A 20,701-nucleotide genomic window follows, 5' to 3' on the forward strand; every position below is an offset into this window, starting at 1 on the left:
GGGAAAGTACTTAAAATCACCTAAAACCCATTTCCCAATTGCGAGAGAGTAGTTTGGAGCATCCAAAGCATGTTGCCCTATTATAGGAGAGTAGTTTGAATGATTCAAAGCTTACTCCCAATTGTGGGAAAGCACTTTAAACCAATCCATTCTTGATTCCCAATTGCGGGATTGTACTTTGAAGTATTCAAGGCAAATTCCCCAATATGGGAACGCTTTTAAAACCATCCAAACAGGATTCCCTGTCATAAAAAAGTATTTAGTTTTATGCTTCCTTCAATATTTCCAAATCAATTCCCATTTTCTTCATTAAAATGGGAGCGTTAAAGGTTTTGCAAAATCCTTTTTGCACTTTGTAGTCGAAATAAAGTTGATCGCCATCAATTTTAATGTCAAAAAATCTATTCTCAACCTGTCCGGGTAATTCTTCTTCCAATATGGATAACTCCAAATCGTGAGTAGCAACCATCGCAACAGCATCGTGTTTCACCAATTGCTTAATCAATGCTCTCGAACCCGTATGTTTGTCTTTCGAATTGGTTCCCCTCAAAATTTCATCCAATAGAAGTAAAGTATTTTCTTTCCGGTTCACCTTTTCAAGAACTAGCTGAATTCGTTTTAGTTCTGCATAAAATGAAGATTCATTTTCTTCTATCGAATCTTTAATTCTCATTGATGTATTGATTTCCACATTTGAAACCGTCATTTCCTGAGCACAAACAGGAGCTCCAGCCAATGCCATTACTACATTTACTCCAACAGTTCGTAAGAAAGTACTTTTTCCGGCCATATTCGATCCTGTAACAATATGAACGGTTCCCGGCCCGTTTAGTTGATAGTCATTATTTACTCTTCCTTTCTCATCAATCATCGGATGACCGGCATCTTTTAAATCCAACTCAAAGTGCTTGTCCGAAATTTTTGGGAAAACCCATTCTTCGTGGTTAAAATTTAAATTAGATAGGCTGGAAATGGCTTCAATCTCACTAATTGCATTGAACCACTTTTCGGTGTCAGCACCATAATTTTGTTTCCACTTGTCGATACGAAATAAAATGTGCAATTCATAGAAAAATAGAAGGTTAATAAAGATTTGAACCATTACATTCAATCGCTGATCAAGTAATTCTATTAAGCTGGTCAGTTGGTTTATCTTCTTTGAAGTAAGTTTGTCATCACTTGTCAATGTATTTTTAAGATCATTTAATTTATCCGATTTCCAATTCTCTTTTTCAAACTGTCTTATAATGTAGGAGTAGGTTTTGAGCATATTTCCTCTTTTGGCAGTTTGTTCATGAGCTCGGCTAACTTTTCTGTAATTGCAGTAATGAACAACAATACTGGCCAAAAACATAATGGTAATAGGAGCTTGTGAGCCGATAAAAGAATATACCAAGGCTCCTAATGAAAGCAAAGGCATAATTGTAACAGCGATTTGTAATACTTTCTTTCCATGAAAAGGTGAGGGCTTTTTACCCCATTCAATTACAAAGTTGGGATCATCATTTTTTAGTTTGTTCGCAAAGCCATATTGAATGATATTTTGTCTCCAATCAATCTTTTTTGATAATTCCTTAACCGCTTTCTGTCTTTTGATGATCTCTTGATTAGGTGATGGCTTTTCGAGCCAGCTGGCAAGAGTATTATTACCTGTTTTAGTAACGCTACGGTTGATTAATTGAAAGAGAGAATGTTGTCCAAATATGTCCAGATCTGATGCATAGGAATGATTCTGCTTCAGATATTCTTCACCATCGTAATAAAGATCGCTGTGTCTTGTTTTTAAACAACGAATTTCATTCTCATTAATTTGGATTAAAGCTTGCAGTCTTTTTATGTTTTTACTGTTTCGATTGTACCTTCTCACAAAATAGATCAGAGAGAATACTAATGTGATAGCCACAGCACTTGCAATTAATGCAGAATAGGATAGAACACTATAAAAAAATACGAATGCTCCAATTGCAGAAAAAAGACGTAAAAATGAGAGGTTTCGATTCTGTTTTTGAAGATCGCCTGTTTGCTTTTTAAATGTATGTATTCGATCGGTGTAAAAGGATAGTTTTTGATTCATTTTTTATATATTGAGATTTGGATTCTAAAATTATACAAAATATTGTGTTTTATATTCTGAATCTGTTATGCAGTTTATTCATTTTCGTAAAATTAATATCCAATTTAAGTTTGGATATAACCAATCGCTATGTTTGAAATATAAATAGAGGGAATTGTTCTTTTGTACTTAAATCCAGCATGCGACAAGTGCGAATTTAGCAAGTTTAAATCAAAATATACGTATTCGCAATACAGGTATTTTGCCTGTTTTATTGGAATTATTATTAGGATAAAAAAATATATTGAAATAAAATATCATTGTTTTCGTTTCTTTAAAAGAATAAAAACAAGATTTAATCTTCGTAAATAGTTTGTTTGTCATAACCGTTATTTTTGTGTTTTAGGTATTCTAATTACAACTAAAACATCTAATTTAGAAATCTGTCTGTTCAGATATCGTAAATCTGCTAATCCGCAATAAACGGCAATAAAAAAATCCGGTACAATACAAATATTTACCGAATTTAGTTGAAAATTTGGAGTTGGATCTCGGATCTACTCTCTGGTCTGCCCATCACCGGTAATTAACCATTTATAGGAGCACAATTCTTCTAAAGCCATTGGTCCTCGGGCGTGTAATTTTTGTGTACTTATGCCAATTTCAGCTCCTAATCCAAATTGTGCACCATCTGTAAATGCAGTAGAAGTATTGGAATAAATGGCAGCAGCATCAACAACTGAGTAAAAGTTACTTATGGTTTTTGAATTCTCGCTTATTATGGCTTCACTGTGCTTGGAACTGTACTTGTAAATGTGATCTGTTGCCTCCTGAAAATCACTTACTGTTTTTATCGACATTTTGTAACTTAGAAACTCAGTTCCAAAAGATGATTTATCAGCTTTCTTGAGTAAGTTTTTAGGATAGGTAGCTTTAATTGCATGATAAGCTTCTTCGTCGGCAAATATTTCAACATTTTTATCCTGTAGTTTATTTACTAATTCTGGTAGATCAGCAAGACGACTTTTATGAATCAAAAGACAATCCAAGGCATTGCAAACGCTTACGCGACGTGTTTTTGCATTAAATACAATCTGTTTTCCTTTTTTTAAATCTCCATCCTTATCAAAATAGGTATGTACAATACCAGCACCGGTTTCAATCACCGGAACTTTAGAATTTTGCCGAACTGTGTTGATGAGATTTTGAGAGCCTCTTGGTATTAAAACATCAACAAAACCTACTGCGTTCATTAATTCTGCAGCAGCTTCTCTGGCTGAGGGAAGCAATTGAATGATTTCAGGATCAAGATGATTATCTGCAAGCGTCTTTTTTATTAATGCTACCAAGGCCTTATTTGAATTTTCAGCGTCGCTGCCTCCTTTTAAAACACAGGCATTACCCGATTTAAAACAGAGAGCAAATACATCCAGTGTAACATTCGGACGAGCCTCATAAATAACACCTACAGTTCCCAATGGAACACTAACTTTTTTAATTGCTAAACCATTCTCAAGCGTTTTTTCAGAGAGCACTTTTCCTAAAGGAGAAGGAAGTAGAATTGTATTTTCAATATCATCTGCGATTCCGTTAATTCTTTCGTGACTTAACAGCAAACGATCGTATTTTGGATCGTATTCAGACATATGTTCCAGATCTTTCTGATTGGCTTCAAGAATTTGTTTTGTGCTTTCTCTAAGAGATTTTGCAAGTTGTTTAAGTAGATTGTTTATTGTTTCAGAGCTCAGTAAACACATGGTTCTGGTAGCTTCTTTGACTTTATGGAATTGTTCCTTACAGATCATATTTTGTAGTTTTTTTTGTTTGAATTGGGAAGCGCATCTAAAAGTTATACTTTATTTTTAAAATTGGTATGATTAACCGATATCAAAACGTATCATTAATAAAGAAAAAGATAATCGTAATGAACCAAAGGTTTTGTTCCCGTTTTTCCAATATAACTTTCGGCTTTGGTCTTATTGTACTGTGTTTTCCCAAGGCCAATCACTTTGCCAGATAAACCAACAATTTTGATAATATCCCCTTTTTCAAAATCACCACTTATATTTATTACACCAATTGGCAATAAACTTGTGGCTTTTTTTGAACACAGAGCTTCTTCAGCACCTTTATTAATTACTAATTTGGCCTTTTCAAAACCATCTGATCCAGCCAGCCATTGTTTTACCGTTGATGTTTTTTTACTCGCTGTAAAGCTTGTGTGATCTACCTTGTCAGGTGATTTAACCAGTTCCAGTACAATATCATCAATTCCTCCATTGGCTATATGTACTGGGATACCTGATTTGGCAACTCTTCCGGCGATACTGCATTTGGTTAACATGCCACCTCTTCCAAAATTGGATTTTTTAGTGGTGATATATTGTTTCAATCGATTAACGTCTCCATTTACAGTTTGCAACAATGTGGAATTGCTATCATTTGGATTTCCAGTATAGATTCCATTGATATTGCTTAGTAAATAAAGTGCTTCAACATCCATCATAGAGGCAATCAATCCAGATAGTTCATCGTTATCTGTAAACATTAAAGCAGTAACCGATACGGCATCATTTTCATTAATAATTGGTAGAATACCATTGTTTAAAAGAGAATTTAAACAGTTTTTCATGTTTAAGTAGTGTTCCCGTGTCCTGAAATCTTGTTTTGTGACAAGAACTTGAGCGCACTCTATTTTAAACTCCGTAAGGAAGGCAGAATAGACATTAAGCAATTCTACCTGACCAACGGAAGACCAAATCTGTCTTGCTGAAACAGTATCAATCTTCTCAGACAGTTTTACCTTACTTCTTCCTGCAGCAACCGCACCCGAAGAAACAAGAATACATTGTATTCCCTTATTTCTTAAGGATGATATTTGATGAACTAAATTTTTAATTCTGCTTGTATTTAATTCTCCGTTTTCTTTGGTAAGAACATTGGAGCCGATTTTAATGCAAATTCGTTTCATATTTTATATATGGCTATAACAATTCAACGCACAGGAATAGAATTCTGTACTTAAAATTGGAATGAATAAAATGATAAGAGCCTGTTCAATGAAGATTGAAAGGCAAAAAGAAATGTTTATTTCCGGATGCTATTTAAAAGATACCCAAAGGGATGGATGGGATAGAGGTAATAGAAGTTTAGACACAGTAATTCGGAAGCAAAGGCGGAGCTTTTTGCTTCAACTTGTAATCTTTTATGGATAAGAAATTTCAGACCTTTCATTTTGGTAATGATTGATAATTACAAATCCCCCTTGTTTTTATGAATCAAATATAGGAATTATTTCATGAGAAGACTCTGTTACATTTCGATATGTTGAGTGTTGTGTATAACATGAAAAGGTTTGTGTTAAAAATTTCAAGTAGAATACAAATCCGCCAGATGTATATTTAAATGCTGTGAATCAGCCAATTGTGTTGTATTAATTGAGATTGATAATGCTATTAAGATATTTTCCAAATAATTATTTTTTTCCGGTTTAATTGCTTTCTCAATTTTATATCTTTGCTATTGATATAAAAAATTAACTATGACTGTAGATACAAATCCATTACTCAACAAATTTTCAACACCATATGAGTCGGCTCCATTCGAAATAATTGAATTGGATCACTTTCTCCCTGCTTTTACTGAAAGCATTAAGATTGCGAGAAAGGAAATAGATCAGATTGTTGACAATACCGAGGAGCCAAATTTTGTGAATACGATTGAGGCTTTAGAGTATTCCGGACATCAGTTGGATCGGGTAGCTTCCATTTTCTTCAATTTAAACCATGCGAATACAAATGATGAAATGCAGGCATTGGCAAGAGAAGTATCGCCAATGCTAACGGAATTTTCAAATGACATTATCATGAATGAAAACCTGTTTTCTCGTGTTAAGGTTGTTTATGAGCAAAAAAGTGAATTAAAGCTTTCTGTTGAACAGGAAAAATTGCTGACTGACCGTTACAAATCATTTGTTAGATCAGGAGCAAATCTGCAAAAAAAGAAAAAGGATCAGATTCGGGAAATATCTAAAGAACTTTCCAAATTGACATTGCAGTTTGGTGAAAATGTATTGGCGGCGACCAATAATTTTGAACTTCATATCACTGATAAAAAAGATTTATCAGGTCTTCCTGATGGAATTATTGAGGCTGCAGGCATTGTTGCAAAGGAGAAAGATAAAGAAGGATGGGTATTTACCCTGCAATTTCCAAGTTATGTTCCTTTCATTCAATATTCGGATATTCGCGAATTACGCGAGAAAATGTTTAAGGTATATTCTTCACGTTGTTTTAACGATAAATTCGATAACCAAAAAATATTAAAGCGTATCGTAGAACTGCGATTAAAGAAAGTTCAGCTGTTCGGATACACTTCTTATGCCGATTTTGTTTTAGAAGAGAGAATGGCAAAGAAATCAAGTAAGGTTACAGATTTTCTAACCGAATTATTGGATGCTTCAATGCCTAAGGCGAAAGAGGAATTTAAGGAATTGCAGGCGTATGCAAAAAGTTTAGGCGCTGATTTTAAATTAGAACGGTGGGATTGGGCTTATTACGCTGAAAAATTAAAAACAGAAAAATTTGATGTTAATGATGAAATTACCCGACCATACTTCGAATTGGAACGGGTTAAAAAAGGCATCTTCTCTTTGGCTACACGCCTTTACGGGATAAAATTTAATATTAATCCTAATCTTCCGAAATATCATAAGGACGTTGATGTGTATGAGGTGACTGATGATAAAGGAGAATTTTTATCCTTATTATATACTGATTTTCACCCTCGCAGTTCAAAACAAGGAGGAGCTTGGATGACGTCTTTCGTCGATCAATACCGTAAAAAAGGTACGGATCATCGTCCGCATATTTCCATTGTTTGTAACTTCACAAAACCAAGTGAAACAAAACCATCATTACTTACTTTTAATGAGGTAACTACCTTTTTGCATGAGTTTGGTCACGCTTTGCACGGAATGTTGTCAAAATGCACCTACAGCAGCCTTTCCGGTACAAATGTGTATCGTGATTTTGTTGAGTTGCCCTCTCAATTTATGGAAAATTTTGCTACACAAAAAGAATGGTTGGATGATGTGGCAGAGCATTATAAAACAGGAGAAAAGATTCCTGCAGAAATAGTGCAAAAGATTATCGATAGCGAAAATTTCCTAAGTGGTTATTCCTTTGTTCGTCAAATTAGCTTTGGCTTAAATGATATGGCTTGGCATAGTGTAACAGAGCCTGTGTCCGATGAAGTTTCAGTTTTTGAGGACAAAGCAATGTCTTCAACAGAATTGTTCGATCGGGTTGAAACGAGCTGTATGAGCACATCGTTTTCACATATTTTCGCAGGTGGTTATGGTGCCGGCTATTACGGATATAAATGGGCTGAGGTTTTAGATGCAGATGCTTTTGATGCTTTTAAAAGTGCAGGTATATTTAATAAAGAAGTTGCAAGGTCGTTTAGAGAAAATATTCTTGAAAAGGGAGGAAGTGATCATCCTATGAATCTTTATCTGAAATTTAGAGGTAAAGAACCTTCAATAGAACCTCTTTTAAAGAGAAGTGGTCTGAAATAGATTAATCTTGCAAAAAAGTATGAGCTGTTCTTTATTTAGGACAGCTTTTTTTTTGATCAAAAAGTATAAATGAACATAAGTCGTAGTGTTGCTCGAGATAATTATACGATTTACTATCATATTAATCAGCCGAAATGATAACATGAAAATTTTCATAAGTGGAAAATTGACGTCTTTTTTCTTCAGTTTGGATGAATATGTTTAAAAAAACATGACCAGGTGAGATTTAATGCTGTTTTACAGGTAGTTGTGTATTTGTGAATTTTGACAAAATTCCTTGTTATTAAAGGAGGTGCATTTATTTTTGTCGGCGAATTTTAAACACTTAACTAACAATTAAAAAATGGCTTTTGTAACCAAAGAAAAATTTTTGTCAAATGAATGGCTTAGTGCCTATGCTTACCTGATACTGGGAAGTATAATTTTTGCTGTTTCTGACATATTATTTGTTGTACCCTATAAACTGGCACCGGGAGGTGTTTATGGTATTGCAACAGTTTTAAACACTATGTTTAGCTGGAAAATCAGTTATTGTACTTTTGCAATGGAGATTCCTTTGATAATTCTGGGTACCTTTATTTTAGGACCTCGGTTTGGAATCAAAACACTTCTAAGTATTTTTACAATTCTCTCTACTGTTTGGGTTATGGAAACCTTTGTTTCTCCGGATTACGCAAAAGTAATTGCTGACCCAATGTTGAATACAATTGTCGCAGGTGTATTTTATGGAATCTCAATTGGATTCATTTTTAAATCACGTGCAACATCAGGCGGATCTGATATCATTGCAATGATTTTGGCCAAATATACTAAGCTTTCGCTGGGTAAGTTGGTGATGATTGTAGATGGTATAATTGTTCTGTTTACACTTGTTCAGCCAACAGAAACAGGTACAATTGGATGGGAGTTTGCAATTTATTCTTTAATTATTATTTACATTGAAGGTAAGATTATTGATATGGTTGTTAGTGGAGCAAATTATCACAAGACAGTTATGATTGTTTCTGATCAATTTGAGTCAATTTCTTCAAAAATTAGAGATGACTTGAAACGGGGTGCAACTATTTTTACAGGAACCGGTGTTTATTCAGGAGAAGAGAAAAAAATGGTTTATTCTGTAATGAGCCGTAGAGAATTAGAGATTCTTAAACTGCATATTAGAGAGGTGGATCCTTCTGCTTTTGTTAATGTTACGGAAGCGAATGAGATTCTGGGTGAAGGTTTTAAATCACTAAATGAAGAATAAGATTATTTTAAAATATTTTTTAAAATCCCTCTCGAATATGGAGGGATTTTTTTATTTTTGCAATTGTGTATAATGTAGGTTTATTCATTTGATAAAGAAAATGAATTTATTGTTTGTAAAAGATACAAGTTGCAATTTAGACTTGTATTGTGTTTGTAATGCGCGGAGTAATTTCATTTGTGTTAAAATATATCTGTAAAAAGTTGTGAAATAATTTGATTTTCAAGAAAATTATTACGTATTTTGCGACCTGTTTGAAAAGCGTTTAAGGAAAAAAATAATCTGGACTATGTCAAGAGTTTGTCAAATTACTGGAAAGAGCGTAATGGTTGGGAACAATGTTTCTCACTCAAAAAGAAGAACTAAGAGAAGATTCTATCCAAATCTTTTCGATAAGAAGTTCTATCTTCCTGAAGAGGATCGCTGGATTGAGCTAAGGATTTCTGCTGCAGGAGTACGACTAATTAATAAATTAGGAGTAAAAGGTGCACTTACTAAAGCTCAAGAAAAAGGATTTATTAAAAAATACTAAAAAGGCATAGAAAATGGCTAAAAAAGGTAATAGAGTGCAAGTAATTCTTGAGTGTACCGAGCATAAAGACAGTGGTATACCTGGAACTTCAAGATACATTACTACTAAGAATAAGAAAAACACTCCTGATCGTATGGAGATGAAGAAGTATAATGCAATTTTGAAAAAAGTAACTGTTCACAGAGAAATAAAATAATTGAGATATGGCTAAGAAAGTAGTAGCATCCCTACAAAAAGGTGAAGGCCGTGGTTTCGCTAAAGTAATCAAAATGGTGAAATCTCCTAAATCTGGTGCATATTCTTTTAAAGAGGAAATCGTACCGAACGAAAACGTTAAGGATTTCTTTACTAAATAGTAAAGATTTTCATATAGCATTGAATATTAAAGGCTTCCTAATGAGATTAGGAAGCCTTTTTTTATATAAAGATATAACTTTGCTTCCTTAACTCTATTGCGTTTATTGTTAATTGCTTGTAAGCTCTTTTTTTTGTACTTTAGCAGGCTAAAATTTAATTAGAAATGGGATTATTTGGTAGTTTTTCGAAATCGAAAAAAGAAAATCTTAATAAAGGACTTGCTAAAACAAAGGATAGTGTTTTTAAGAAGTTAACTCGTGTGGTTGTAGGAAAAGCCACTGTAGATGATGATGTTCTTGATGAACTGGAAGAGGTTCTGATTTCTTCAGATGTAGGAGTTGACACAACCTTGAAAATTATTGAGCGAATTGAAAAACGTGTAGCGGAAGATAAATTTCTTGGGGCATCTGAATTGAACCGTATTCTTAAAGAAGAGATTGCGGGTTTGTTGAAGGAAAATAATAAGGGTGATTACGAAACATTTGATCTGCCAAAATCAGATCATCCTTATGTAATAATGGTTGTGGGAGTTAATGGTGTAGGTAAAACGACAACCATTGGGAAATTGGCTTATCAATTTAAAAAGGCTGGAAAAAAAGTAACACTTGGTGCTGCAGATACATTTCGTGCAGCAGCAGTTGACCAGTTAATAATTTGGTCTGAGAGAGTTGGGGTTCCTGTCGTGAATCAAGGAATGGGAGCGGATCCGGCTTCTGTAGCTTTTGAAACTCTTACTCAGGCAAAGGCAAATGGCTCTGATGTTGTAATTATTGATACAGCGGGGCGTTTGCACAATAAAATCAACTTAATGAATGAGTTAAGTAAGATTAAGCGTGTTATGGATCGTGTTATTCCGGGAGCTCCGCAAGAAATTTTATTGGTGTTGGATGGATCAACCGGACAGAATGCTTTTGAGCAGGCAAAACAGTTTACCTTGGCAACCGAAGTGAATGCTTTAGCAATAACAAAGCTGGATGGTACAGCTAAGGGAGGGGTTGTCATTGGCATTTCTGATCAATTTAAAGTTCCTGTAAAATATATAGGTATTGGGGAAAGTATGGAAGATCTGCAGGTATTTAATCGAAACGAATTTGTTGATTCGTTATTTAATTAAGCGAATTTTTTAATGATAATTAAAAAGGCTGTCCCCAAAGGCAGCCTTTTCTATTCTTAACTTGTTAATAATTCCAATTCAAATGGGAAAAAGAGTTTTTTCTCTTATTTTTGCCCAAAATTAAGTCGACAAAAGGAAATCTATATATGAATCAGACGAAAATAAATATTGTTAGTTTAGGTTGTTCAAAGAATTTAGTTGATACTGAATTGTTAATGAAGCAGCTGGATGCCAATCAATTCCAGGTTGGCTGTGATGAACAGGATAGTGATGCAAGAACTATCATTATTAATACCTGCGGATTTATTGGAGATGCTAAAGAGGAGTCAATAGATATGATTCTGCAATATGTAGAAGCCAAAAAATCAGGAAAAATAGATAAGCTATTTGTGATGGGTTGTTTGTCGGAGCGTTACCGTGATGATTTAGTGAAGGAAATTCCTGAGGTGGATCATTTCTTTGGTAAATTTGAATGGCAATTGATTGTAAAAGAATTAAATAAGGATTACAAGCCTGATTTTAAGAATTTTAGAATGATTACTACGCCTAAACATTTTGCCTATCTAAAAATATCTGAAGGGTGTAATAGATCCTGTTCGTATTGCGCCATCCCTATTATTACAGGGAAGCATGTCTCCAGACCTATGGAAGATATATTGGAAGAGGCAAGGGGACTGGTAAAAGATGGGGTAAAGGAGTTGTTGGTGATTGCTCAGGACTTATCCTACTATGGATATGATTTATATAACGAATCGAAACTTGCTGAATTGGTTCAGTTGCTTTCTGAAATAGATGGTTTAAAGTGGATTAAGTTACATTATGCATATCCTACTCAATTTCCATATGGGATTCTTAAGTTGATGCGGGAGAATCCTAAAGTTTGTCGTTACCTTGATATTGCCCTTCAGCATTCCAGCGATAATGTATTAAACTTGATGCGTAGAGGTATTAATCGAGAGAAAACTATTGAGTTGATTGCTAAAATTAGAGCGGAGGTTCCAGGAATTACTCTTAGAACTACAATGTTGGTTGGTCATCCTGGTGAAACCGAAGCCGACATGAAGGATCTTATGGCATTTGTGTCGGAGATGAAATTTGAACGCTTGGGAGTTTTTCCATATTCAAATGAAGATGATACCTATGCGGCAATCAATTACGATGATAATATTCCTTTAGAGATAAAGGAAAGCAGGAGGGATGATATCATGGCTTTACAGCAGGAGGTTTCGAGAGTCGTGAACGAAAAAAGAGTGGGGGAAGAATTAAAAGTTGTAATTGATAGAAAGGATGTTGATTTCTATTACGGACGAACAGAATTTGATTCATATGAGGTTGATCCAGAGGTTTTAATCCCAATTAATGGTGTCGATCTTAAAATTGGTGAATTTTATACCGTTAAAATCAACGATTTTGAAGACTACGATTTATTTGGAGAAGTAATATAAAGGAAAAGGCAGATCATTTGATCTGCCTTTTTTAAAATAAACTTCCTTGTATCTGATACATCCCAGCTTTCTTTAATTCAAAGAAACAATCGGCACATGCTTTTACATCAGCAAGAGCATCATGAGCACCATCAAAGCCTTTTTGAAATAAATATTGATGAAGTTCAGTTAAATTAGGCCATTTGTAACCACTTCTTCCTGGAATCTTGCACACATTGGTAGTGGTTTTCATGGTGCAAATTTTAGGGATATTAATCAATCTGCTTTTGATATCTTTCCTCAGAAATTCAGCTCCAATAATTACTTCATCAAAGCTAATGTTGTGAGCAATTAAAAAATCAGCTTCATTTAATACTTTTGAAAATTCATTCAGTGCTTCGGATAAGTCTATTCCGTTATCAATAGCCTTTTGTGTTGAAATGCCGTGTACTTTAGATGCTTCAGGAGGAATAATAAATCCTTCTGGAATGATGATTCTGTTTGCTCTTTTAATTTCATTATCGCGACTGTCATAAAGAAGCCAGGCTAGCTGAACAAGTCTGGGCCAGTTGTCTAAATCTGTAACTGGAGCATTCCAACGTTTTGGAAGACCGGTTGTTTCTGTATCGAAAAATAGGTACATGTTTTTTCTTTAAAAAAAAGCTCCTTAAAAGGAGCTTTTGTAATTATTTATTGCAAATTTTAAACCAATGCTTTAGCAGCTTGTAATGCAGCTTCATAATTAGGTTCTTCAGTCATTTCTGTTACATATTCTACGTACTTAACTTTGTTGTTTTTATCAATAACAACAACGCCACGTGCAAGAAGACGTAATTCTTCTACAACAAAACCATATTTTAAGCCAAAGTCAAGTTCTTTATGATCGGAAAGTGTTACTAAATTTGTAATTCCTTCAGCACCACAGAAACGGCCTAATGCAAATGGTAAATCATTGGATAGGGTAATGATTTGAATATTTTTATCAAGAGAGGCAGCTTCCTTATTGAATCGATGAGTTTGAGCAGAACAAACACCCGTATCAATCGAGGGGAAAATAGATAGAATCTTTACTTTTCCATCAAAATCAGATAGTTGTATTGGCTCAAGTCCTTGATTAAGAGCTGTGAAATTACTTGCTGTCATTTCAGTTTTCACTTCATTTCCAAGAAGAGTCATTGGGTTACCTGCAAATGTAACTTTTTTATCGTTTTTATTCATAATAATATTTTATCGTTTCAATCAAAGGTAATAATTGTTTTGAATTACTCTAAATAAAAATAGAGTCGAAATATGGAAAAAAGAGGCTGTCTCAAATGAGATAGTCTCTTTTTCGTTTTATAGTTTTTTATATTTATCACTGATTTCTTATTTTAGAGATATGAAATTAGTCCCTCAAAAATCTCATTTCAAAGCCTATCATCAAAACCAGATGATTCTTTTTCCGCCTTCTCTCTCGGATTTCATATCATCTGAACACCCTGTTCGTACCATCAGCAGTATTATTGATGGTGTCCAGATAGATCGTATCCTTGAAAAATACAGTTATACGGGAGCAAAGGCCTATCATCCCAAAATGATGCTTAAGTTATTAGTTTATTCCTATTTGTGTAATGTATATTCCTCTCGAAAAATAGAGCAGGCGGCATCAGAAAATGTACATTTCATGTGGTTGTCAGGGATGCAAAAGCCAGATCACAATACGATTGCCCGCTTTAGAAGCAGTCGATTAAAAGGTGTTTTAAAGGAAGTGTTCAGTCAAGTAGTCCTGTTACTGGTAGATTCCGGACATATTGATCTACAAACCATATATGTCGATGGCACCAAGATCGAGGCCAATGCAAATAAGTTTTCGTTTGTTTGGGGTAAAGCCATTCAAAAGAATATCCAACGCATGAAGGATCGGTTGGGGGAACTTTGGGATTATACAGAGCAGGTAGCCAAATCGGATTTAGCAAATGTAAGTAAGCCCGATTTAAGTGATGTTGATCCAGAAAAAATAGAGCAGACCATTGAGACAATTAATGAGGCCTTGAGGGATAAGAAAGTGGATGCTAAGAAACGCCGGCAACTCAACTATGCCAAGAAGAATTATGCTGATAATCTCCGAAAAAACGAGCAAAAGCTAAAGATATTGGAAGAGCGAAATAGTTATTCAAAAACGGATCCGGATGCAACCTTTATGCGAATGAAGGATGACTATATGCAAAATGGTCAGCTAAAACCAGGATATAACCTGCAGTTTAGCACACAAAATCAATTCATTGTAAATTATTCAAACCATAATAATCCAACCGATACAAAAACCTTTATACCTCATATGAAAGAGGTTCAACAGTTGTATCCAGACAAACTAAACAGCGTATGTGCAGATTCCGGTTATGGGTCTGAGGAGAATTATGAATTTCTTGAAGCGGAAGGATTAACCTCTTTTGTGAAATACAATTACTTTCATAAAGAACAAAAGAAGGGAGCCAAAACTTATTGCGAGTTTCACCCCAACAATTTATTCTACGACTCTAAACAGGATATTTACTACTGCCCAATGGGACAAGTAATGAATCTTAAGAAGATAAAAAAGGAAAAAAGCCAAGCCGGTCATTTTAAGACAATCCATGTTTATCAAGCTCAAAACTGTAACGGATGCCCACTTAGGGGGATGTGTCACAAAGCAAAAGGTAATCGAACGATTCAGATTAATCACCGACTCAACGAATTAAGAAGTAAAGCACGAGAACATTTAACCTCAGAAGAAGGATTGAAGCACAGGAGTCAAAGACCGGTTGATGTAGAGGCCGCTTTTGGTAACCTTAAACACAATAAAGGATTTAAACGATTTTTACTTCGTGGCAAAGAAAAAGTAGAAATCGAAATGGGATTATTGGCTCTAGCCATAAATCTTAAGAAAATGAATAGTAGAAAAGTGGCCTAACGGCCTTTCTTAATTCTTTTGAAGTCCTATTTCCTCTATATAAAACCTCTGTTTTGCATATTGGAGGTAAAAAAGACTTCCAAAAACAAATAAGCAGTATAAGGCAGTTTAATCTCAAAAAAACAAAAGATCATGAAAAAGAGGATGTCTACTTTGCTATGAGACATCCTCTTTATTTCTATTCTACTTCTTTGTGCTGTTTCAAAATTTTGGTTGTTATTTTCTGTTTGGCTTTATCAAACCCGACAGAAATTGTATCGCCTTCTGAAATGCTTGCTTTAATAATGACTTCAGCCATTTCGTCCTCCAGATATTTTTGAATAGCACGTTTTAATGGACGGGCACCAAACTGGACATCATATCCTTTTTCAGCAATAAAGTCTTTGGCAGGAGTGGACATTTTAATGTTGTATCCCAAATCATTAACTCTCTTATATAATCCATCAAGTTCAATGTCGATAATCTTATGGATGTCTTTTTGCGTTAGAGAATTAAACATGATCAAATCATCAATTCTGTTTAGAAATTCAGGCGCAAATGCCTTTTTTAATGCTTTTTGTATGATGTTGCTTGTGTAATCATTAGAATCAGCTCCTCCTCCTGTTTGGAAACCGATTCCTTTACCAAAATCTTTTAATTCTCTACTTCCTATATTGGAAGTCATTATAATAATACTATTTTTAAAATCAACCTTACGGCCTAAACTATCAGTTAGTTGCCCATCATCCAGCACTTGTAACAGTATGTTGAATACATCTGGATGAGCTTTTTCTATCTCATCTAAAAGTACTACAGAGTAAGGTTTGCGTCTAACTTTTTCAGTAAGTTGCCCACCTTCTTCATATCCGACATATCCTGGAGGCGCTCCAACTAATCTGGATACGGCAAATTTTTCCATATATTCGCTCATATCAATTCGTATCAGCGAGTCATTGCTGTCAAATAAATAATTTGATAATACTTTAGCTAGTTGTGTTTTACCAACTCCTGTTGGTCCAAGGAATATAAATGTACCAATTGGTTTGTTTGGATCTTTTAAGCCAGCTCTATTCCTTTGAATCGCTTTAACTATTTTACTAATAGCATCTTCTTGTCCAATGACTTTGCCCTGAAGCTCACTAGCCATTTTTACGAGTCGTGAGCCTTCTGCCTGAGCAATTCTTTTTACAGGAACACCAGTCATCATTGCTACTACTTCCGCGATATCATCTTCGGAAACTTTTTCTTTTTTAAGACTAAGTTCTTGTTCCCATTTGTCTTTTTCCCGCTCTAAATCTTCGGAATAGCTCTTTTCTTTATCTCTGAAGCTTGCCGCCAGTTCAAATTTCTGAGCCTTAACAGCTTTAATTTTATTTTGACGGGTTTCTTCAATTTTTTTCTCAAGTTCCTCGATGATTACAGGCACATGAATATTTGATATATGAACACGTGATCCTGATTCATCAAGAGCATCAATGGCTTTATCTGGAAGATGTCTGTCGCTTATATATCTGGATGTTAGTTTCACACAAGCTTCAATCGCTTCTTTTGTATAAAAAACGTTATGATGGTCTTCGTATCGTTCTTTGATATTATTTAAGATTTCTATTGTTTCTTCAGGAGAAGTAGGTTCAACCATAACTTTCTGAAAACGTCTTTCTAATGCGCCATCTTTTTCAATGTTTTGACGATACTCATCAAGGGTGGTAGCACCAATACATTGAATTTCACCTCTTGCCAAGGCTGGTTTAAGCATATTTGCAGCATCAAGAGATCCGGTAGCACCGCCAGCGCCTACAATTGTGTGAATTTCATCAATAAAAAGAATAATATCATTCGTTTTGGAGAGTTCATTTAAGATGGCTTTCATACGTTCTTCGAACTGACCCCGGTATTTTGTTCCGGCAACAATTGATGCCAAATCAAGAGAGACAACCCTTTTCCCAAATAAAACCCGCGACACCTTTTTTTGAATAATTCTTAGTGCAAGTCCTTCGGCAATAGCTGATTTACCAACACCAGGCTCTCCAATTAAAATAGGATTATTCTTTTTTCTGCGACTTAGAATTTGTGCAAGTCTCTCAATTTCAATTTCTCTTCCAACAATTGGATCTAACGTTCCTTCTTCTGCCGATTTTGTGATGTCAATACCAAAATTATCCAGCACAGGAGTTTCAGATTTTCCTCTGGCAGTTGTTCTTTTAGATTCTCCACCAAACTGTCCGCCTTTTCCTTCACTGTCTTCTGGAGTATAATCCGCCTGAGCTTTTGGGAAGAGTGTTTTTAAATTCTCTTTCACTTTATTGTAGTCAATCGTGTTGGCTTCTAATGCTTGAGTCACCAGGCTTTTATCATCTTTTAAGATCGCTAAAAGAAGGTGGCTTGTGTCGATAGTGTTATTTTTCAAAGCTTTAGCTTCAAGGTATATTAGCTTAAGAACACGTTCCGCTGACCTTTGCAAAGGAATATTATTTTGATCTAAATCAGAAATAGCATCTGATTTTAGATTTTTCTCTATGTTTTTTCGAATATCGTAAAGGTCAACTCCCAAAGAAATTAGGATGTCGACAGCAATACCTTCACCTTCACGAAGAATCCCTAAAAACAAGTGTTCTGTTCCAATAGCATTGTTTCCAAGCCTTTCAGCTTCCTCTTTGCTATAAGAAAGTACATCTTTAATACGAGGTGAAAATTTAGAATCCATATAGTAGGTTTTTTAAATATTTAACAAATCAATCGGAAAATAGATTCCGGCTTTTTTAAATGCAACATTAAAATAACGAAAAATAATTAGATCCAAGCCTAAATGGGCCATCAATTTTTCACTCCGATTGTATCTCAATTATGAATTTATCTAATAATCAAGCTGTAATGCTTAATAGAGTGAATATTTATCTTAATCCATGCGTAAATAACGCTTCCTTTGTTACGCAAAATCTACATATTTTGTTACTTTTGTAATTCTGATAAATGTTTAGAATTTTAAAAGAAATATAATGACTACGGGAGAGAGAATTATACGTATTAATATAGAAGAGGAAATGAAATCTGCCTACATTGATTATTCAATGTCGGTGATTGTTTCCAGAGCTTTGCCAGATGTTAGGGATGGATTAAAACCTGTTCATCGACGAGTGTTATTTGGAATGGGTGAGTTGGGAATGACTTCAACGAAACCTTATAAGAAATCAGCTAGAATTGTTGGAGAAGTATTGGGTAAGTATCATCCGCACGGTGATAGTTCTGTGTACATGACAATGGTTCGTATGGCTCAGCACTGGTCATTGCGTTATCCTCTTATTGATGGTCAGGGAAATTTTGGTTCTGTTGATGGTGATAGTCCCGCAGCGATGCGTTATACTGAGGCAAGAATGAACAAAATTGCTGAAGAAATCTTAGCGGATCTTGAAAAGGATACGGTTGATATGACTCCCAATTTTGATGAATCATTGAAAGAACCAACTGTACTTCCTACCCGAATTCCGAATCTTTTGGTTAATGGCGCTTCGGGTATTGCAGTGGGTATGGCAACAAATATGGCGCCACACAACTTGTCTGATGTTATCGACGCTACTATTGCATACATTGAGGACAATGATGTCTTGATGGACGATTTAATTAGTATTGTAAAGGCACCAGATTTCCCTACTGGTGGTACTATTTACGGTTACCAAGGTGTTAGGGATGCATTTGAGACGGGTAGAGGGCGTGTTGTTGTTCGTGCCAAAACAAATATAGAAACGACTGATACAGGTCGTGAAAAGATAATTGTAACAGAGATTCCTTATATGGTTAATAAGGCTGAGCTGATAATGAAAGCTGCAGACTTAATTAATGACAAAAAGATTGAAGGTATTTCAAATGTTAATGATGAGTCAGACCGTAACGGTATGCGCATCGTTTTCGATCTGAAAAGAGATGCAATTGCAAATGTTGTTTTAAACAAATTGTTTAAATACACTCAAATGATGACTTCATTCAGCGTAAATAATATTGCGTTGGTTAAAGGGCGTCCAAAGATGCTAAATCTTAAAGATTTGATCATGTATTTTGTCGAACATAGACATGACGTTGTTGTTCGGAGAACCCGATTTGAGTTAAAACAGGCTGAGGCTAAAGCTCACATATTAAAGGGATTAATAATAGCATTAGATCACATAGATCAGGTTATTGCTTTGATAAGAGGTTCTAAAACACCAGAAGAGGCAAAGCTAGGGCTAATGTCTAATTTTGAATTGGACGAACTTCAAGCTAAAGCTATTCTGGATATGCGTTTGCAAAAACTTACTGGTCTTGAGAGAGATAAGTTACATGCAGAGTATGAAGAGCTGATGAAGTTAATTGATCACCTGAACTCTATTCTTAATGATGAATCTATCCGAATGGGTATTATCAAAGAAGAGCTTCTTGAAATAAAAGCGAAGTACGGTGATGAAAGACGAACAGATATTGTTTATTCTTCAGAAGAATTCAATCCTGAAGATTTTTATGCTGATGAAGAAATGGTTATTACTATTTCAAGAATGGGATATATTAAACGCACTCCTCTTTCTGAGTTTAAAACACAAAATAGAGGTGGAGTAGGTTCTAAAGGAAGTATAACAAGAGAAGAGGATTTCTTAGAGCATATGATTATGGCTACAATGCATAATACTATGCTGTTTTTTACCGAAAAAGGAAAATGTTTTTGGTTGAAAGTTTATGAGATTCCTGAAGGAACGAAACAATCTAAAGGCAGAGCAATACAGAATTTATTGAATATTGAACAAGATGATAAGGTTAAAGCTTATATCAATGTTCTTAATTTAAATGAAGAAGAATATATTAATAGTAATAATATTGTTCTCTGTACTAAGAAAGGAGTTATTAAGAAAACTTCATTAGAAGCATATTCTCGTCCTAGAGTTAATGGAGTAAATGCTATAACTGTTCGCGAAGGAGATCAGTTATTGGAAGCGAAGCTGACAAATGGCAATAATGAAATTTTAATTGCCGGACGTTCTGGTAAAGCAATTAGATTTGAGGAAAGTCAGGTTCGACCAATGGGTAGAACAGCTTCCGGAGTGCGTGGAATTACATTGAAAGATGAGACTGACGAAGTTGTTGGCATGATATGTGTTGAGAATGGTGAAGAGGATATTCTTGTTGTTTCTGAAAATGGTTTTGGAAAACGCTCTAAGATTGATGATTATCGAATTACCAATAGAGGTGGTAAAGGAGTTAAAACGATTAGTATTACAGAAAAAACTGGTGATTTAATTGCAATTAAAAATGTAACAGATAATGAAGATTTAATGATCATCAATAAATCTGGAATTACAATTAGAATGGCTGTTTCTGATTTAAGAGTTATGGGCCGTGCTACCCAGGGAGTTCGTTTGATTAACTTGAGTAAGAAGAATGATTCTATTGCGGCTGTTGCCAAAGTAAACTCCTCAGATGAAGTCTCGGAATTAAATACAGAGGAATCAACAGAAGAAGAGGTATAA

Annotated in this window: 15 protein-coding genes; 9 read left to right on the forward strand and 6 right to left on the reverse strand. The window is 34.8% G+C overall.

Translation table 11 applies throughout. The features are described 5' to 3' along the window. Nucleotides 1-265: 265 nt before the first annotated feature. The 3 genes from ACKU4N_RS10715 to proB all read right to left on the reverse strand — a co-directional run bounded on the left by ACKU4N_RS10715 (nucleotide 266) and on the right by proB (nucleotide 5,024). Nucleotides 266-2,074: a MutS-related protein gene (locus ACKU4N_RS10715; protein WP_321316297.1), complete on the reverse strand. Its 1,809-nt coding sequence runs from the start codon at nucleotides 2,072-2,074 to the stop codon at nucleotides 266-268. Between the two features lie 536 nt (nucleotides 2,075-2,610). After that, a complete protein-coding gene (locus tag ACKU4N_RS10720) occupies nucleotides 2,611-3,858 on the reverse strand; it encodes a glutamate-5-semialdehyde dehydrogenase (protein WP_321316299.1) in 1,248 nt (415 codons plus the stop codon). A 95-nt stretch (nucleotides 3,859-3,953) separates the two neighbouring features. After that, on the reverse strand, nucleotides 3,954-5,024 hold the full coding sequence (proB, locus tag ACKU4N_RS10725) for a glutamate 5-kinase (protein WP_321316302.1): 1,071 nt from the start codon (nucleotides 5,022-5,024) through the stop codon (nucleotides 3,954-3,956). A gap of 570 nt (nucleotides 5,025-5,594) precedes the next feature. Here proB and ACKU4N_RS10730 point away from each other — a divergent pair. The 7 genes from ACKU4N_RS10730 (at nucleotide 5,595) to rimO (ending at nucleotide 12,325) form a co-directional block, all read left to right on the forward strand. Next, the gene (locus ACKU4N_RS10730) at nucleotides 5,595-7,631 is read left to right on the forward strand and encodes a M3 family metallopeptidase (protein ID WP_321316304.1); all 2,037 of its coding nucleotides are present in this window, start codon (nucleotides 5,595-5,597) and stop codon (nucleotides 7,629-7,631) included. A 343-nt stretch (nucleotides 7,632-7,974) separates the two neighbouring features. Beyond that, the gene (locus ACKU4N_RS10735; protein ID WP_321316306.1) at nucleotides 7,975-8,877 is read left to right on the forward strand and encodes a YitT family protein; all 903 of its coding nucleotides are present in this window, start codon (nucleotides 7,975-7,977) and stop codon (nucleotides 8,875-8,877) included. Nucleotides 8,878-9,166: 289 nt separating this feature from the next. Further along, nucleotides 9,167-9,409 (forward strand): 50S ribosomal protein L28, encoded by a 243-nt coding sequence (rpmB, locus tag ACKU4N_RS10740; protein ID WP_096432400.1) that lies wholly within the window; start codon nucleotides 9,167-9,169, stop codon nucleotides 9,407-9,409. A 13-nt stretch (nucleotides 9,410-9,422) separates the two neighbouring features. After that, nucleotides 9,423-9,605: a 50S ribosomal protein L33 gene (gene rpmG, locus ACKU4N_RS10745; RefSeq protein WP_101309561.1), complete on the forward strand. Its 183-nt coding sequence runs from the start codon at nucleotides 9,423-9,425 to the stop codon at nucleotides 9,603-9,605. Between the two features lie 7 nt (nucleotides 9,606-9,612). Continuing rightward, on the forward strand, nucleotides 9,613-9,765 hold the full coding sequence (locus ACKU4N_RS10750; RefSeq protein ID WP_321316310.1) for a DUF4295 domain-containing protein: 153 nt from the start codon (nucleotides 9,613-9,615) through the stop codon (nucleotides 9,763-9,765). Between the two features lie 164 nt (nucleotides 9,766-9,929). Then, nucleotides 9,930-10,880, forward strand: a complete 951-nt coding sequence (gene ftsY / locus ACKU4N_RS10755) for a signal recognition particle-docking protein FtsY (protein ID WP_321316311.1) — start codon at nucleotides 9,930-9,932, stop codon at nucleotides 10,878-10,880. Between the two features lie 146 nt (nucleotides 10,881-11,026). Then, the gene (rimO, locus tag ACKU4N_RS10760) at nucleotides 11,027-12,325 is read left to right on the forward strand and encodes a 30S ribosomal protein S12 methylthiotransferase RimO (protein WP_321316314.1); all 1,299 of its coding nucleotides are present in this window, start codon (nucleotides 11,027-11,029) and stop codon (nucleotides 12,323-12,325) included. Nucleotides 12,326-12,356: 31 nt separating this feature from the next. Here rimO and ACKU4N_RS10765 read toward each other — a convergent pair whose 3' ends face one another. Together ACKU4N_RS10765 and tpx are read right to left on the reverse strand one after the other, a co-directional pair. Continuing rightward, nucleotides 12,357-12,947, reverse strand: a complete 591-nt coding sequence (locus tag ACKU4N_RS10765) for a 3'-5' exonuclease (RefSeq protein ID WP_321316315.1) — start codon at nucleotides 12,945-12,947, stop codon at nucleotides 12,357-12,359. A gap of 59 nt (nucleotides 12,948-13,006) precedes the next feature. Next, nucleotides 13,007-13,522: a thiol peroxidase gene (gene tpx / locus ACKU4N_RS10770; protein WP_321316316.1), complete on the reverse strand. Its 516-nt coding sequence runs from the start codon at nucleotides 13,520-13,522 to the stop codon at nucleotides 13,007-13,009. 160 nt (nucleotides 13,523-13,682) lie between these two features. On the opposite strand from tpx, the gene ACKU4N_RS10775 reads away from it, so the two are divergent. Continuing rightward, a complete protein-coding gene (locus ACKU4N_RS10775) occupies nucleotides 13,683-15,233 on the forward strand; it encodes an IS1182 family transposase (protein WP_156197454.1) in 1,551 nt (516 codons plus the stop codon). A gap of 178 nt (nucleotides 15,234-15,411) precedes the next feature. Here the strand turns inward: ACKU4N_RS10775 and ACKU4N_RS10780 are convergent, their stop codons facing one another. Then, nucleotides 15,412-17,916, reverse strand: a complete 2,505-nt coding sequence (locus ACKU4N_RS10780; protein WP_321316318.1) for an ATP-dependent Clp protease ATP-binding subunit — start codon at nucleotides 17,914-17,916, stop codon at nucleotides 15,412-15,414. A gap of 292 nt (nucleotides 17,917-18,208) precedes the next feature. Between ACKU4N_RS10780 and gyrA the strand changes: the two genes are divergently transcribed. Continuing rightward, nucleotides 18,209-20,701 carry a DNA gyrase subunit A gene (gyrA, locus tag ACKU4N_RS10785; protein WP_321316320.1) on the forward strand — a complete coding sequence of 831 codons (2,493 nt, stop codon included), beginning with the start codon at nucleotides 18,209-18,211 and terminating at the stop codon, nucleotides 20,699-20,701.

The organism is Labilibaculum sp., from assembly GCF_963664555.1.
GTDB lineage: Bacteria > Bacteroidota > Bacteroidia > Bacteroidales > Marinifilaceae > Labilibaculum.